At 67.4% G+C, this 14,645-nt stretch carries 9 protein-coding genes and 2 pseudogenes; 8 read left to right on the top strand and 3 right to left on the bottom strand.

Annotated elements, in window-relative coordinates:
• Positions 1 to 4 precede the first annotated feature (4 nt).
• The 8 genes and pseudogenes from X946_RS36070 to X946_RS06095 all read left to right on the top strand — a co-directional run.
• Positions 5 to 1,402: pseudogene (locus tag X946_RS36070) on the top strand (beta-ketoacyl synthase N-terminal-like domain-containing protein); the annotation flags it as partial.
• Positions 1,403 to 1,471: 69 nt separating this feature from the next.
• Positions 1,472 to 4,543 carry an SDR family NAD(P)-dependent oxidoreductase gene (locus tag X946_RS06065; RefSeq protein ID WP_235364001.1) on the top strand — a complete coding sequence of 1,024 codons (3,072 nt, stop codon included), beginning with the start codon at positions 1,472 to 1,474 and terminating at the stop codon, positions 4,541 to 4,543.
• Positions 4,536 to 5,708 (top strand): acyl-CoA dehydrogenase family protein, encoded by a 1,173-nt coding sequence (locus X946_RS06070; RefSeq protein WP_038744881.1) that lies wholly within the window; start codon positions 4,536 to 4,538, stop codon positions 5,706 to 5,708. Before X946_RS06065 ends, X946_RS06070 begins: the two co-directional genes overlap by 8 nt.
• Entirely contained in the window at positions 5,705 to 6,673 is a 969-nt protein-coding gene (locus X946_RS06075) for a phosphotransferase family protein (protein ID WP_038744882.1), read from the top strand. Before X946_RS06070 ends, X946_RS06075 begins: the two co-directional genes overlap by 4 nt.
• Entirely contained in the window at positions 6,670 to 8,901 is a 2,232-nt protein-coding gene (locus X946_RS06080) for an alpha/beta fold hydrolase (RefSeq protein ID WP_038744883.1), read from the top strand. The genes X946_RS06075 and X946_RS06080 overlap by 4 nt, the downstream gene beginning before the upstream one ends.
• Before the next feature lie 81 nt (positions 8,902 to 8,982).
• Positions 8,983 to 9,888 carry an NAD(P)/FAD-dependent oxidoreductase gene (locus X946_RS06085; RefSeq protein ID WP_038744884.1) on the top strand — a complete coding sequence of 302 codons (906 nt, stop codon included), beginning with the start codon at positions 8,983 to 8,985 and terminating at the stop codon, positions 9,886 to 9,888.
• 72 nt (positions 9,889 to 9,960) lie between these two features.
• Entirely contained in the window at positions 9,961 to 10,875 is a 915-nt protein-coding gene (locus tag X946_RS06090; protein ID WP_394364313.1) for an alpha/beta hydrolase, read from the top strand.
• Positions 10,872 to 11,708: a thioesterase II family protein gene (locus X946_RS06095; protein WP_038744886.1), complete on the top strand. Its 837-nt coding sequence runs from the start codon at positions 10,872 to 10,874 to the stop codon at positions 11,706 to 11,708. Before X946_RS06090 ends, X946_RS06095 begins: the two co-directional genes overlap by 4 nt.
• Positions 11,709 to 11,732: 24 nt before the next feature.
• On the opposite strand, the pseudogene X946_RS30405 reads toward X946_RS06095, so the two are convergent.
• The 3 genes and pseudogenes from X946_RS30405 to X946_RS06115 all read right to left on the bottom strand — a co-directional run.
• Positions 11,733 to 12,586, bottom strand: a pseudogene (locus tag X946_RS30405) (IS3 family transposase); the annotation flags it as partial.
• A 238-nt stretch (positions 12,587 to 12,824) separates the two neighbouring features.
• Positions 12,825 to 13,796 carry an aldo/keto reductase gene (locus X946_RS06110; protein ID WP_038744887.1) on the bottom strand — a complete coding sequence of 324 codons (972 nt, stop codon included), beginning with the start codon at positions 13,794 to 13,796 and terminating at the stop codon, positions 12,825 to 12,827.
• 26 nt (positions 13,797 to 13,822) lie between these two features.
• Positions 13,823 to 14,626 carry an SDR family NAD(P)-dependent oxidoreductase gene (locus X946_RS06115; protein ID WP_052145019.1) on the bottom strand — a complete coding sequence of 268 codons (804 nt, stop codon included), beginning with the start codon at positions 14,624 to 14,626 and terminating at the stop codon, positions 13,823 to 13,825.
• Positions 14,627 to 14,645: the final 19 nt, after the last annotated feature.

A 14,645-nucleotide genomic window follows, 5' to 3' on the forward strand; every position in this document is an offset into this window, starting at 1 on the left:
CGGCATGGGTTGCAGGTTTCCGGGCGCGAGCTCGCCCGAGCAGTTCTGGAACAACCTGGTGCACGGCGTCGAGTCCGTCACGTTCTTCGGCCCCGTCACGCCAACCGACGCCGGATACGAGGTTCATGCCGCGGGCATCCTCGACGATGTCGCCGGGTTCGACGCGGCGCTGTTCGGGCTCAGCGCGCGGGAAGCCGAACGGATGGACCCTCAGCATCGCGTATGGCTCGAATGCGCGTGGGAGGCGGCCGAACGCGCCGGCTACGATCCGAGGCGGCTGCCGGGACGCACCGGCATATTTGCCGGCGCCGGCTTCAACGAATACCTGATTCGCAATCTCGTGCCGTCGGCGCTGCACGACGATCTGTCGTTGCTGCTCTCCAACGAGCCGTCGTTCCTGCCGTCGCGGCTTGCCTATCTGCTGGGTTGCACCGGCCCGGCCGTCTCGGTGTCGAGCGCCTGTTCGACATCGCTCGTCGCCGTACATCTGGCCGTTCAGGCGCTGCTCGCCGACGAATGCGACACGGCCATCGCCGGAGGGGTTCGCATCACCACGCCGCAACGCCGCCCCTACCGCCACGAGCCCGGCGGCATTGGCTCGCCGGACGGCCATTGCCGCGCATTCGACCGCGCGGCCAACGGCACCGTCGGCGGCAACGGCGCCGGCGCCGTGGTGCTGCGCCGTCTGGACGACGCGCTGGCCGACGGCGACCCCGTCGCCGCGGTCATTCTCGGCAGCGCGGTTTCCAACGACGGCGCGCGCCGGGTCGGCTTCACCGCGCCCGGCGTCGACGGGCAACGTTGCGCGATTCGCGAAGCGCAAGTGCTGGCCGACGTGCCGCCCGATTCGATCGGCATGATCGAGGCGCACGGCACCGCGACGGCGCTGGGCGACCCGGTGGAATTCGAGGCGCTGGCCGCCGCGTTCCGGCAAGGTACGGCGCGACAGGGCTTCTGCGCGCTGGGCTCGGTCAAGACGAACATCGGCCATCTCGACGCGGCCGCCGGCATCGCAGGTCTGATCAAGACGGTGCTCGCGCTGCAGCATCGCGTGATTCCGCCATCGCTGCATTTTCACGAGCCCAATCCGCGCATCGACCTCGCGAACTCGCCGTTCTTCGTGAACGCCGCCGCACGCCCGTGGCCCGATGCCACTCGGCGTGCCGGCGTCAGCTCGTTCGGCATGGGCGGCACCAACGCGCACCTCGTGCTGGAGTCCGCCGCCGAGCCGCAGCCCGAAGCGACCGGCGGCGACGCCGGCGGCCCGTGGCCGCTCTTGCTGTCGGCGCGTTCCGAGGCGGCTGTGCGGCGGCTCGCGACGGATCTCGCGGATCATCTCGAGCGCGAGCGGCCGCCGCTCGCGGATGTCGCATACACGCTCGCGATGTCGCGCGGCGCGTTCGAATGGCGGATCGCCTGCGAGTGCGCGTCGCTCGAAGAGGCGATCGAGATCCTCAGAAGCGATCTCCCGGTGACGCGCGCCGCGGCCGGCGCGGCGGCCGTCGCCGCGCGCGGACGCCGGGTTGCGTTGCCGCCGACGCCATTCGAACATCAGCGCTACTGGATCGATCCGCCGTCGCCGCTCGCACGCGTCGCGGACCCGGTCGGCTGGCTGTATGCGCCACGCTTGCGCCAAAGCGCACCGCTCGAGCGGGCACTGATCGACACTCGGCGGCACTGGCTGGTGCTGCTCGACGAGCATGGCGTGGGCGCGCGCGTCGCGACGAGGCTGCGTGAGGCAGGCGCGCAGGTGGCGGAAATCGCGTATGCCGACGAGATGGACGCGCAAGCGATCGATGCCGTCGCCGCGGCGGCCGCAGATCGTCCTTCTTCCATCATCGCGCTGTGGAGCCTCGCCGCGGAACCCGCCCGCGACGACGATTCGATGCTGAAACGGCATTACATCCGCCCGGCGCAGCTCTTGCGCGCGTGGGCGGACCGCACGGGCGCCGACGTGGACGTCACCTTCGTCGCCGACGGCGCGCTGGCCGGTTTCGGCGCGCCGGCCGCGCCGGAAAAAGCGATGCTGCTCGGCCTCGCGCGCGCGCTGCCGGCCGAATATCCCGGCTGGCGCGCGCGGGTTGCGGATGTCGACGCCGCCGCGGCCGATCTCGTCGAATGCATCGTCGCCGAAGCGTGCGCGCGGTCGGCCGACGACGCGGCGATCCATCGGCACGGATCGCGCTGGGTCGAAACCTTGGAACCCATCGGGGCCGCGACGACGCAGGCGATGGCGATCCGTCGCGACGGCGTCTACGTCGTCACGGGCGGCAACAGCGGCATGGGGCTCGCAATCGGCCGGCATCTGGTCGAGCGCGGTGCGCGCGTGGTCGCGTTGAGCCGGCGCGGCGGCCAATCGATTCCCGGGCTGACCGCGATCGCGGTCGACGTGAGCGACCTCGATGCGTTGCGGCGAGCAGTCGCGCAGATCCGCGCCGAGCATGGCCCCATCAACGGCGTCGTGCATAGCGCGGGGATGCCGCCGCATGCATTGCTGCGCACGGCGACCGATGCCGCGATGCGCGATGTGCTGGCGGGAAAATTTCTTGGCGCGCGCAATCTGCGGCAGGTGCTATGCGCCGATCCCCTCGATTTCGTCGTGCTGTGCTCGTCGCTGCGCGCGCATGTGCCGGCCGCGGGCGCAAGCGACTATATGGCTGCCAACCTCGCGCTGGAAGCGCTGGGTGCTTCGTGGGCGGCCGACGGTACACGCGTGTGTGCGATCGCGTGGGATACATGGAAAGAGATCGGCATGGCGACGGTGTCCGACGAACGCTTCGTGCCGGATGATCTGCGCACGGCGGGCCTGAGCGCCGACGAGGGTGTCAGGGTCCTCGAGATGGCGTCGGCTTGCGGATCGCCGCGCATCGCCGTCAGCACGCGCAAGCTGGACCCGCTGAAGGCCCGCGCCCGCGAAGCGTTTTCGCTGGCGCGTGCGGCCGACGCGCATCAGCCGGCCGCCGGCTCGCGGCATCCGAGGCCGGTGCTCGCGGTACCTTACGTACCGGCGCGAACCGCGCTCGAAGCCCGGCTCGCGACGATCTGGTCCGATGTGCTCGGCTTCGAGCCGATCGGCGTCATCGACGACTTTTTCGACCTCGGCGGCGATTCCGTCGCCACCTTGCAGATCGTCGCGCGCGCGAAGGAGCAGGGCATTCATCTCGATACGCATTTGGCGTTCGGCGCGCACACGATCGAAGAACTTGCCGCCGCCGGCGCCGGGCGGACGGCGCAGGCCGTGCCGCGAGAAACGCCGCTGCCGCTCTCGCCAACCCAGCAGTGGTTGTTCAATTGCGGATCGGGCGACATCAACCGCTTCGTTCAAGGCGTGGTCGTCAGCGTGCCGGCCGAGATCGATGCGACGGCGCTCGGCACCGCCATCGACGCCGCGATTGCGCACCACGCGGCGCTGGCGGCGCGCTTCGAGCAAACGGAAGCCGGCTGGAAGCAGGTGCTCGGCACGCCCGCGCCTGTTGTCGTCGCCGTTCATCGGCATTCGGGGCCGGCCGACGAGCAACTCGGTTTCGCACAGGGGATCGGCGCAACGTTGCAGTGCTCGCTCGACATCCGGACGTCGCCGTTGCTGCGCGCCGCGCTCGTATTGGGCCCGGCCGGCTCGATGCTGGTCCTCGTCGTCCATCATTTGCTGATCGATGCATTCAGTTGGCGAATGTTGCTGGGCGACCTCCACGGGCGCGTCGGCGCATCGGCGCCGGCGGCAGGCCAGCAACGGGCGGCGGCCGATGAGTCGTTCTTCCAATGGGCGATCGCACTCGAACGCGTCGCCGCGGCAGGGGAGCTCGACGACGATGCGGCGTTCTGGTCATCGCTCGATACGCCGCCGGATGCGTTTCCCGTCGCACGGCGCGATGGTGCGCGCCGCTCCCTGAATTCGACGCTCCCGGTCGAGCAGACGCTTGCGTTGAGCGCCACCCGTCGCCCGCTCGAAGCGCTTCTCGCGGTTGCCGTCGCGCGTGCGATCCGTTGCGCGGGCGAATCGGACCGGGTTCCGGTCGACATCGAGTCCTTCGGGCGCGGCTGGTCTCGCGTGCCATGCGACGTTTCAAGCGCGATCGGCTGGTTCACCGCAATTCATCCGCTCGTCGTGGACACATCGGCGGACATCGAGGCCGCCGCGACGCATGCCGCGGCGCTGTTGCCCGACGCCCGACGTCGCGCCGTCGCCTACACGGTGCTGCGCCAGGCCGCGCCGGAGCGCCTGCCCAAAGCGTTGCGAAGCGACGCGCCGGTATCGATCGCGTTCTTCCCTGCGGAATCAGCCGTGCCGGCGTGGCCGATTGCCGCAATCCTGTCCGCGCCGGAGCAAATGCCGGCGCCGCACGCGATCGCGCTCGCAGCGACGATCGAGGGCGGCGCGCTGCGCATCGTGTGGCACGGCCAGGACGAGCCATTCGACGGGGTGACGCTCGACACCATTGCCGCACGGGCCATGGACGAACTGCGGGCGCTGGCGACGGGAGGAAAGGCCAGGATGAGCACCATCCTGGCGCAGTTGGACATGTCGGAGGCAACCAATGATTGAACGGGTCGCAGCATTTCGGGACGTCGAAGCGGCGCTCGCGGAACCGGAGGCGGCACTGGCGGCAGGCGACTTCGCAGCGGTCGAGCGGTTGATGGCCGGGGTTCGCGCGGCCAACCGGGCGCGAGGCCTCTGGCTTCCGCAGGCGCCGCGCGCGGACGGCGGCATGGGGCTGAGCCTGCTCGAACTGGTCGAGGCCGGAGAAATCCTCGGCCGATCGCCGCTCGGTCACTATGCGGTCAACTATCAGGCGCCCGACACCGGCAACATCGAGGTGCTGTTCGAGTATGCGACGGCCGCGCAGAAAGCGCGCTGGCTCGCCCCATTGTTGCGCGGCGAGATCCGCAGTTGCTTCGCGGCGACGGAGCCGGACTCCGCCGGCTCGAATCCCGCGTCTCTCGAGTCGAAGGCGGTTTTCAAGAATGGAGCATGGTATCTGAGCGGCCGGAAGTGGTTCGCGTCCGGCGCCGATCAGGCGGCGTTCGCGATCGTGCTGGCCGTTACCGACGAGACGGCGCCATTGCATGCGCGCACCAGCACCTTCATCGTGCCAGCTGACGCGCCGGGCTACCGGCATGTTCGCAACCTGCGCGTGATGGGCGATGAAGGCTGCGGCTGGGCCAGTCACGGCGAACTCGAGCTGGACGACTGCCGGGTGGGCGAAGATGCGCTGCTGGGCAAGCCCGGCGAGGGGTTCATCGTATTGCAGGCGCGCCTGGCAACCGGGCGTCTGCATCATTGCGCGCGCTGGATCGGCGTGTGCGAGCGCGCGTTTGCGATCATGTGCCGGCGAGCGTGCCGCCGCGAACTGGCTGCGGGCGAACTGCTGTCGTCGCGTCAAACGGTGCAGAACTGGATCGCCGAGAGCCGCGCGTCGATCGATGCCGCGCGGCTCCTCGTCACCCAGGCGGCATCGCGTCTGCAAAGCCGGCACGAGCGCGCTCAGATCGACATCTCGATCGCGAAATTCTTCGTGGCAGGCGTGACGCAAACCGTCCTCGACCATGCGTTGCAGGTACAAGGCGCGCTCGGCGTCAGCGGCGACACGATTCTCAACGTGCTCTGGCGCCACGAGCGAGCGGGGCGCATTTATGACGGTCCCGACGAAGTCCACAAGGCGCTCGTGGCGCGCCATGCACTGGCCGCGTTTCGGGGGGAAGCCCGATGAGCGCCGAAATCGCGCAGCGTGCGATGGCGGCGCTCGGCCGCCCCGGCGGCCCCGCTCACGCGACGCGCATCGGCGGCGGACGGGCCAGCGAGGTTTTTCTCGTGCAGACAGGCAATCGCGACGTGATTGCCTACCTGCTGCCTGCGGGAGCGCCGAGAGAAGCGCAGCGCCGATTCGGCGTCCTGGAGCGAATCGGCGAGCATTTTCCGCTGGCGCCGAAGCCGCTCGCGGTTGGCGGCGGGGCCGACGACGGCTCGACGTTGCTGCTGGTCGAACGGCTCGACGGCGTCTTGCCGGCCGCGTGCGGGCCGCTTTCGCCCGACATCGTGCGCCGCCTCGCCAAGAATTTCATCGCCGCGCTCGCCGCGTTGCATGCCGTCGAAATCGCGCCGGCCGAGCGGCCGCCCGATTATCTGCGCCGAAGCCTCGGCGAATGGCGACGGCGCTGGAACGAGGAAGAAGCCGCGGGCGCCGACGGCGACTTCAAGGCGGTCGCGCGGTGGCTGACGGAACGGCTTCCTGATGCATCGCCGGCGGCATTCCTGCACAACGACTTCAAACTGGACAATACCCTCGTCGATCCGGGCGATCCGGCGCGGGTGGTCGGGGTTGTGGATTGGGAGCTGGCCGCCATCGGCCATCCTCTCGCCGATCTCGGGATCGCGCTGGCCTACTGGATCGAGAGTCGCGATCCGCCGCTGCTGCGTCTCGATGCGCCGGGGCCGAGCTGCGCGCCGGGCGCTCCGACTCGCGAGGCACTCGTTGACCTGTACGCCGAGGCCGGCGGGCGCGAGGTGGCGCAACCGGCGTACTGGTATGCCTATGGCCTGCTGCGACTCGCCGTGGTCACGCAGCAGCTCGCGCTGCGCCACCGCCGCGACGGGCAGCGCGTGCCGCGCAGTCGGTTGATCGTGCGCTGGCTGCTGAGCCGCGCATCGGAAGTTTGCGGGAGCGCACGGCTATGAAGGCGAAAGTTCAGGACATTCACGCACTCGCGCCGTCGCAGCGCGGGATGCTGCTCGAAAGCGCGCACGGCGCGATCAAGGGCGGCTTGTTCATCGAGCAGACCGTGCTGTCGGTTCGCGGGCATCTCGATCGCAACCGTTTCCTCGCGGCCGTCGAGCGCACCGCCGAGACTCACGCGAGCCTGCGCTGTTGTTTCGCATGGGACGCCGAGCAGCCGGTGCAGGTGGTGTTCGAGCGGATTCAGCCCGAACTGGCGTGGGAGGACTGGCGAAACACTGACGACGCGGACGATCCGCAGGCGCTGACGGCCTGGCTGGACGAGGATCGCGCGCGAGGCGTCGCTGTCAACCGCGCGCCGCTGTGGCGCTTCGCCGTGATCCGGCTGCGTGATGACGCATACCGGGTCGTCTGGACTCACCACCATCTCATCACTGACGGCTGGTCGATCGCGGTGGTGCTTTCGGATCTGCTCACATGCTACGAGGGTGTTCGGCCAGTGCCGCCGGCGCGGCCGCTACGCGATTACGTCAACTGGATCGACGCGCAGGATGCGGCGGTCGCGGCCGCGTTCTGGCGTCAGCGCCTCAGCGCATTGCCCCGCCTGTCCCCGATGGCGCGGCGCGCGTCGGGCGACGGCTTCGCAGAGGTCACGGACATCGACGCGAGCGCGCTCCTCGACGTCGCGCGCTCCCACGGAGTCGCGTTCGCGATTACGGTGTTCGCCGCATGGGCGCTGATCCTGCGCGCGTTTCGCGCGACCGACGACGTGGTCTTCGGCGTCACCACTCACGGCCGTCCCGCGACGCTTGCGGGAGTTGAGCGCATCGTCGGGCCGTTCATCTCGACCTTTCCGCTGCATGTGCGGATGACCGATATGGCGACGGTCGGCGAGTTGCTGGACCGGATCGAGGCGATGCAGCGCGAGCAGCGCCCGTTCGAATATCTGTCGTCCGCCGAAGTGCATCGGGCCGCCGCCGTTGCCACGCGTCTTTACGATACCTTGGTGGTGGTCGAGCATCTGCCGCAGCAAGACGCGCCCGCCGATGCCGGTATATCCGTCGCGGCCGAGGCGGGCAGTGGGGCGCGCTCGCATCATCCGTTGCTGTTGCGCGTCTCGCCTGACGGTATCGCGCGCTTGCTGTACAACCGGCGCTTCATCGACGACGCAACGGCGGCCGGGCTGGCGTCGCTGTTGAGCGAAGCGGCGGCGCGACTGGCGGCGGACGATGGCCTGCCGCGCCTCGAAGATCCGGCAATCCCGCTCGCCGTCGCGCAGCCGGCCGCGTCGCGCGCGCCTGAAACCCCGGAAGAGCGGGTGGTCGTCGCGCTGGCGCGCGATCTGTTCGGCGGCCAGGCGGGGCTCGACGATAGCTTCTTCGATCTCGGCGGGCATTCGCTGCTCGCCGTCGACTTCCTGCATCGCATCGCGAACGCAACCGGGGTGCGCTTGCCCGTGACTCAGTTATTGCACGACGCTCGCCTGGGTGCGATCGCGCAGGCGCTCGCCGACAACCTCGCGGGCAACGCCGGCTCCTCCAGTGCACCACGGATTTTCTTCGTTCCCGGCAACCCCGGTTCGCCGTTGTACGCCGCTCGCCTCGCCGCGCATCTGGGCGGCCCGAACGGCTGGCGCCTGCACGGCCTTGAAGCGCCGGGACTCGACGGCGCGCAAGCGCCGCTGCCGAGCGTCGAAGCGCTCGCCGAGCACCATCTGGCCAGTCTGTCGGACGCCGACGATCCGGCCGTGCTGGTCGGCCATTCGTTCGGTGGGTGGGTGGCGTTCGAGATGGGGCTGCGCTTGCAGGCGAGCGGCCGGGCAGCGGTGGTGATCCTGCTCGACACGCTCGCCCCACATCGGCTGACTTCACGCGGGGATGTCGGCGATGCGGGTTTGCGAGCCGAAGTCGCGAGGCTCGCGTCTCGCGCCAACGACGCGGGCTTCGCTATCCATGTCACGCCCGCAGCTTTCGCGGTCTATGCCGCCGCGCGGCGCGCGACCTATGCGCCGTCCGCGCGGGCCGAGTTTCCGCTCGCGCTGTTTCGCGCCGCCCGCGCGCACCCCGAGGACGGCTGGGACAGAAGCGATTCCGCCTATGGCTGGACTGAGCTCTGCCGCAATGTCCATGTGGATTGCATCGACGGCGACCATCTGTCGATGATGGCCGAGCCCGCCGTCGAAGTTCTGGCCGAGCGGATCGGGCATTGGCTGCGTCAACGGGAAGGTTGACGCTCGCGGGCAGTGCGGCCCGGTGCCGCGCATCCGCTTTTCTCAAACGCGGTTTTCCCCTTGTCAAAGGATGAATCATTCATGAATACGGAACGTTCCTCGACGCGCTTCGATGTCGTCGTGATCGGTGGCAGCTATGCGGGACAATCGGCCGCCATGCAGCTTGCCCGTGCGCGTCGGCGTGTGCTCGTGGTGGATGCCGGCTTGCGCCGCAACCGCTTCTCCCTGGTCTCGCACGGCTTGATCGGGCAGGACGGGCGTCCGCCCGAAGAGATCGCGGCAAACGGCAAGGCGCAGCTTCTTGCGTATCCGAACGTGCAGTGGCTGGAAGACACCGTGATTCACGCTGAACGCACCGATGCCGGTTTTGTTTTTCGAAGTGCATTGGGGCAGCACTTCAACGCGAGCAGCGTGGTGCTCGCGTTCGGCGTGGTGGACGAGATTCCGGATTTGGAAGGCGCGGCCGAACGATGGGGGCGCAGTGTATACCACTGCCCGTACTGCCATGGCTACGAATTGGACCAGGGGCGCATCGGCGTGCTCGGGAACGGCTCGATTTCGCCTCTGCTGGCGCTGCTGATGCCGGACTGGGGCGAGACCGTGCTCCTGACCAACGGAACATTTGAGCCAAACGACGAGCAACGCGACGCGCTGGCCGAGCGAGGCGTCGCGATCGAGCCCGAACGGGTGACGCGCATCGTCGATACGGCGAGCGTCGAGCTCGCCGACGGACGGTGCATCGTGCTCGATGGCCTGTTCACCATGAATCGCACCCATCTGTCGAGTCCGGTCGCGGAACAATTGGGGTGTGCGATCGAAGACGGGCCGCTGGGGCCTTATATCCGTGCCGACGAATCCATGGAAACTTCCGTGCCGGGCGTGTTTGCATGCGGCGACGCCACGCAGCGAGGCGGCAGCGTGGCGCTCGCCGTGGGCAGCGGTGCGCTCGCGGGCATCGTCGCGCATCGAAAGCTGGTCATTCCCTGATGCGCAGGAGAATCCATTCGGACTACAACTTTTCGAGCAACCGATTTTTCTTCATCTACCGGGAACATGATCGTGAGTTGGCAAAACTGGTGCTTTTCCTGGCTATCGCGTAAAACGACCAAGTCCCTGACCAGAAAACCGGCGCTGTCCGCTCACGACATGCGAGCGCACAGCGCCAAATGGTCCAGCCGTGGCGTGAAACCTCCCCGGGGCTGGCGCGTACGCGAAATGACCGCACGGCCGCTATGCGGCGAATGGATCGAACCGGCGGATCCGGTTCGCCGCGACTCGCTTCGCCGCATCGTCATTTATTTGCATGGCGGAGGATATTGCTTTTGTTCTCCCCGCACGCATCGAACGATTGCCGGTGCGTTGGCCAAAGGGGCGGATGCGCGTACCTTTTCATTGGATTACCGGCTTGCTCCGGAACATCCGTTTCCCGCCGCGGTGGAGGATGCATTGGCCTCCTATCGGCAACTTCTCGCCGATGGCGCATCTTCAGACCGGATTGTCATCGGTGGGGATTCCTCCGGCGGGGGGCTCGCGCTTGCTCTGTTGCTGTCATTGCGCGATGCCGGCGATCCGTTGCCGGCTGGCGCAGTATTATTTTCTCCGTGGACGGATCTGGCCGCGACCGGCGCGTCCCTGAAGGCGAATGACGAAGCCGATGTCATGCTGAGCGCGGCCGCCGTAGCGAATTTTTCCCAGTACTATCTGGGCGGCACAGCTGCTGATCACCCTATTGCTTCACCTCTCTATGGCGAATATTCGGGTTTGCCGCCCTTGTTCGTCCAGGCGAGCGACACGGAGGTATTGCTGGACGACGCCGCACGGGTCGCGGAAAAGGCCCGCGTTGCCAACGTCGCGGTGGACTTCAAGGTCTGGCATCGGGTTCCGCACGCCTGGCCTACGCTGACGCCTTATCTGCCCGAAGCGAAGGCGGCCGTAAAAGAGGCAACCGACTTTATTCGGAGGGTGGTGCCGTGAGCTTCGAATTGACGGAGAAAGCCGGCGCCGGCCGCTGGATCGAGCCGTCATCGTCGGCCGGGAACGCCATGCAGCGGTTGTTCTGCATCCCTTATGCGGGCGGCGGCGCATCCGTGTTCCGCGGCTGGCAGGCACGGCTTGCGGCGACGGTTGACGTCCGTCCGCTGCATCCGCCTGGGCGAGGCCGCCGTTTCCGCGATGCGTTGCTATATCGGGTGGACCTGATCGCCGACGAGGTGACGGAGGCGATCGCGCCGCTACTCGACCGGCCCTATACCCTGTTCGGCCACAGTATGGGCGCCAGCGTGGCGTTCGAGGTGGCGTGGCGCATCCAGGCCCGCCGCCTGCGGGAGCCGAGGTGTTTGATCGTTTCCGGCCGCGGCGCTCCGCATCTGCCTACGAAGGGACGGCCGATCCACGATTTGCCGGACGATCAATTTCTCGACGAGGTGATACGCATGAACGGCACGCCGCCTGAAATTCTCGCTCATCCCGAAGTGATCACATTGCTACTCCCGATTCTTCGTGCCGATTTCAAGGCGGTGGAGACTTACCGGGCAAAACCGCATCCCCCTCTGAACTGCCGGATCGTTGCATTGGGAGGCAGTGGCGAACCAGGCAGCGCGGAGGCGGTGGAGTCGTGGCGCACTTACACTACCGGCGGCTTTCGCGGCGAGATCCTTCCCGGCGATCACTTTTTTATACATGGCAATGCTGAGCAACTGTTTTCGGTTCTCAGCGAGGAATTGACGGATGCGCTGCGTTGCGCCGCAACCCCGTTGGCAACACCGGTGCATCAGCCATTCACAGATTCATGTGACGTGCGGAAGTGATCGCACCAAGGCTCGGAACGCAACACCTCCAGATATACGCATCATGTTAATCACCTCCCGGTCGCAGTAGTCCAGCGCGAACGTTACGCGCAGCGGCATGCCGTCGTCGCACCGGAACTCAAAGCCATCGGAGCACCAGCGGGCGTTGCTGCGGTCCACAGCAACGCGGCCGTCATGGCGCCGCTTGTCTCGCCGCACGCCAGGGCGGCGCAGCAGCAACTGGTACTCGCGCATAACCCGATACATGCGCTTGGCGTTGACGCATGGTGCGCCGGTCTGCTCTCGACTACGACGCAGCAGCGCCCAGATACGCCTATAGCCGTAGATCGGCAGGTGCGCTACATGCCCCCGAATTTCCTCGACCAACCCGGTATCGTCAGTCGGGCGGGCACGGCGGCCATCGCGCCAGTCAGACGAACGCGCCTGCTTCACCACCACGGCAGAGCGCGCCACGCCGAGAACTTCGCAGACCGTCTTCATCGGTCGTCCCCTGGCAGCAAGGGCGAGCGCGCAATCTGGTTTTTTGAGCGGCCCCAGTCCACGGCTTCTTTCAGGATTTCGACCTCCAGCGTCCTCTTCCCGAGTAGCCGTTGCAGTTCCTTGATTTCCTTGATGGCGGCGGCCAGCTCAGATGCCGGCACAACGGTTTCGCCTGCCTTCACCGCCGCCGGACTGCCTTCCTGGTATTGCTTGCGCCAGCCGAACACCTGGTTGGCGTTGACGCCGTGTCGACGCGCCACGGCCGACACCGATGCTCCCGGCTCCAGTGTTTCCTGCACGATGGCGATTTTTTCCTGCGCCGTGCGCCGACGACGGCGCTCCGGCTCGGTCAGAATTTCGATGCTTTCCACGTCATGACTAGGCTTACTGATAGGCACAAGACTATCCGTTATTTTAAGAGAGTCCTCGTGTTCTCAGATACGTGGGGTCGCTCCACCGGTTACGTTCGTGGAGACGCGTGATTCTCTTTAAGAATCACACGACATTTATGTCGATATGTGATCGATTATTCGTGAATCCCGGGCGACCCGCTATTGCAACAGAGCGCTTTTTCGGCTGCCTCCAACACGTCCCACACGGACTACCATTTTGTAGCGACGGCGATGCGTAGCATCGTCACCACTGAACCGGTCCGACCGTTCCGTCGAACGCTGCCTCTAACAACGCGGTTTCGCGATCGTCGAGCGTCAGGTCGAGCGCCGCGAGCGCATCGGCCGCGTGATGCGGCTTCGACAACCCGACGATCGGCGCCGTGACGCCGGGCCGCCGCAGCGCCCAGGCGAGCGCGATCCGCGCAGGCGGCAGCCCGCGCGCCCGCGCTACTTGCCCGACCGCTTCGACGGTCGCCGCGACCGCGTCGCGGCCGTCGTACCACGACACCATCTGCCGGTCGGTCGCGGCGCGCGTCGTCCCGGCATCGCGCGAGCCGGCCAACAGCCCGCGGCCGAGCGGCGACCACGGCGTATACGCGATGCCTTCCTCGATGCACAGCGGCAGCATGTCGCGCTCGTCGTCGCGGCAGATCAGGCTGTACTGGCTCTGCATCGACGCGAACCGGGCGAGGCCGTGATGCCGCTGGAATGCGAGCATCTTCATGAACTGCCACGCGTGCATCGACGACGCGCCCAGATAGCGGACCTTGCCGCTCCTCACGATGTCATCGAGCGCCTCGAGCGTTTCGTCGATCGGCGTGTCCGGGTCGAAGCGGTGGACGACGTAGAGATCGACGTAATCGGTTCCGAGACGCTGCAACGACGCGTCGATGCTCGCGAACAGATGCTTGCGCGACAGCCCGCGCGCATTCGGGCCGTCGCCGGTCGGAAAGAACGCCTTGGTCGCGATCACCACGTCGTCGCGCACCGCGAAGTCGCGCAGCGCGCGCCCGAGAATGCGTTCGCTCTCGCCGTTCGAGTAGATATCCGCCGTATCGAAGAACATCACGCCCGCATCGAGCGCCGCGCGGATGAACGGGCGAGCCGCGTCCTCGGTCGCGACCCACGGCCGCCACGACGGATCGCCGTAGGTCATGCAGCCGAGGCACAGCTTCGATACCTTCAGCCCGGTGGTTCCCAGTCTCACGTATTCCATCGGTTCATCCTGTGTGGCGATAGCGGTCAGCGCATGCCGCCGATCGTATAGCCGCCGTCGACGAGGATCGATTCGCCGGTCACGAAACGCGCTTCGTCGCTGCACAGCCAGACGGCCGCGTCGGCCACGTCCTCGGGGGTGCCGATCCGCCGCGCGGGCGTGAACGCGGCGAACGGTCGAAACATCTCGTCGTCGCCAAAGCGGCGCGCCATCGGCGTATCGATGATGCCGGGGTTCACGTTGTTGATCCGGATGCCGTGCGGGCCGCCTTCGAGCGCGACCGCGCGCACCAACGCATCGAGCGCGCCCTTGCTCGCTGAATAGGTCGACGAGCCGGCCAGCGCGCCCTTCGCGAGCCAGGACGACGTATTCACGATCGCGCCGCCGCCGTGCGCGAGCATCGCTTCCATCTCGTATTTGATCGACAGCCACGTGCCCTTGAGATTGGTGTCGATCACGTCGTCGAAGTCGGCTTCGGTCTGCTCCACGATCGGCGCGAACGTGCCTTCCGTGCCGGCGTTGTTGAATGCCGCGTGCAACGCGCCGTAGCGCTCGACCGTCGCGTCGACGAGTGCGCGCACGCCATTGGCCGAGGCGATATCGACGGCGATCGCGAAGGCCTCGCCGCCGCGCTTGGCGATCGCGCGCACGGTGTCGTCGAGCGGGGCCGCGCGCCGCCCGGCGACGACGACGCGGGCGCCATCCCGCGCGAACGCGAGCGCGGCCGCCCGGCCGATGCCGGTGCCGCCGCCGGTGACGAGCGCGACGCGTCCGTCGAGCCGGGGCCGCGTCGGGGTAGAAGGGGTTGATAAGATGCGTGAATCGGACATGATGGGTGTTGCTCCACGT

It is taken from the genome of Burkholderia sp. ABCPW 111 (assembly GCF_000773065.1).
In the GTDB taxonomy this organism is placed as follows: domain Bacteria; phylum Pseudomonadota; class Gammaproteobacteria; order Burkholderiales; family Burkholderiaceae; genus Burkholderia; species Burkholderia savannae.

Coding starts and splice junctions, on each gene's coding strand:
- X946_RS06070 (WP_038744881.1), top strand. CDS start 4,536: ATGATTGAACGGGTCGCAGCATTTCGGGACGTCGAAGCGGCGCTCGCG.
- X946_RS06075 (WP_038744882.1), top strand. CDS start 5,705: ATGAGCGCCGAAATCGCGCAGCGTGCGATGGCGGCGCTCGGCCGCCCC.
- X946_RS06080 (WP_038744883.1), top strand. CDS start 6,670: ATGAAGGCGAAAGTTCAGGACATTCACGCACTCGCGCCGTCGCAGCGC.
- X946_RS06085 (WP_038744884.1), top strand. CDS start 8,983: ATGAATACGGAACGTTCCTCGACGCGCTTCGATGTCGTCGTGATCGGT.
- X946_RS06110 (WP_038744887.1), bottom strand. CDS start 13,796: ATGGAATACGTGAGACTGGGAACCACCGGGCTGAAGGTATCGAAGCTG.
- X946_RS06115 (WP_052145019.1), bottom strand. CDS start 14,626: ATGTCCGATTCACGCATCTTATCAACCCCTTCTACCCCGACGCGGCCC.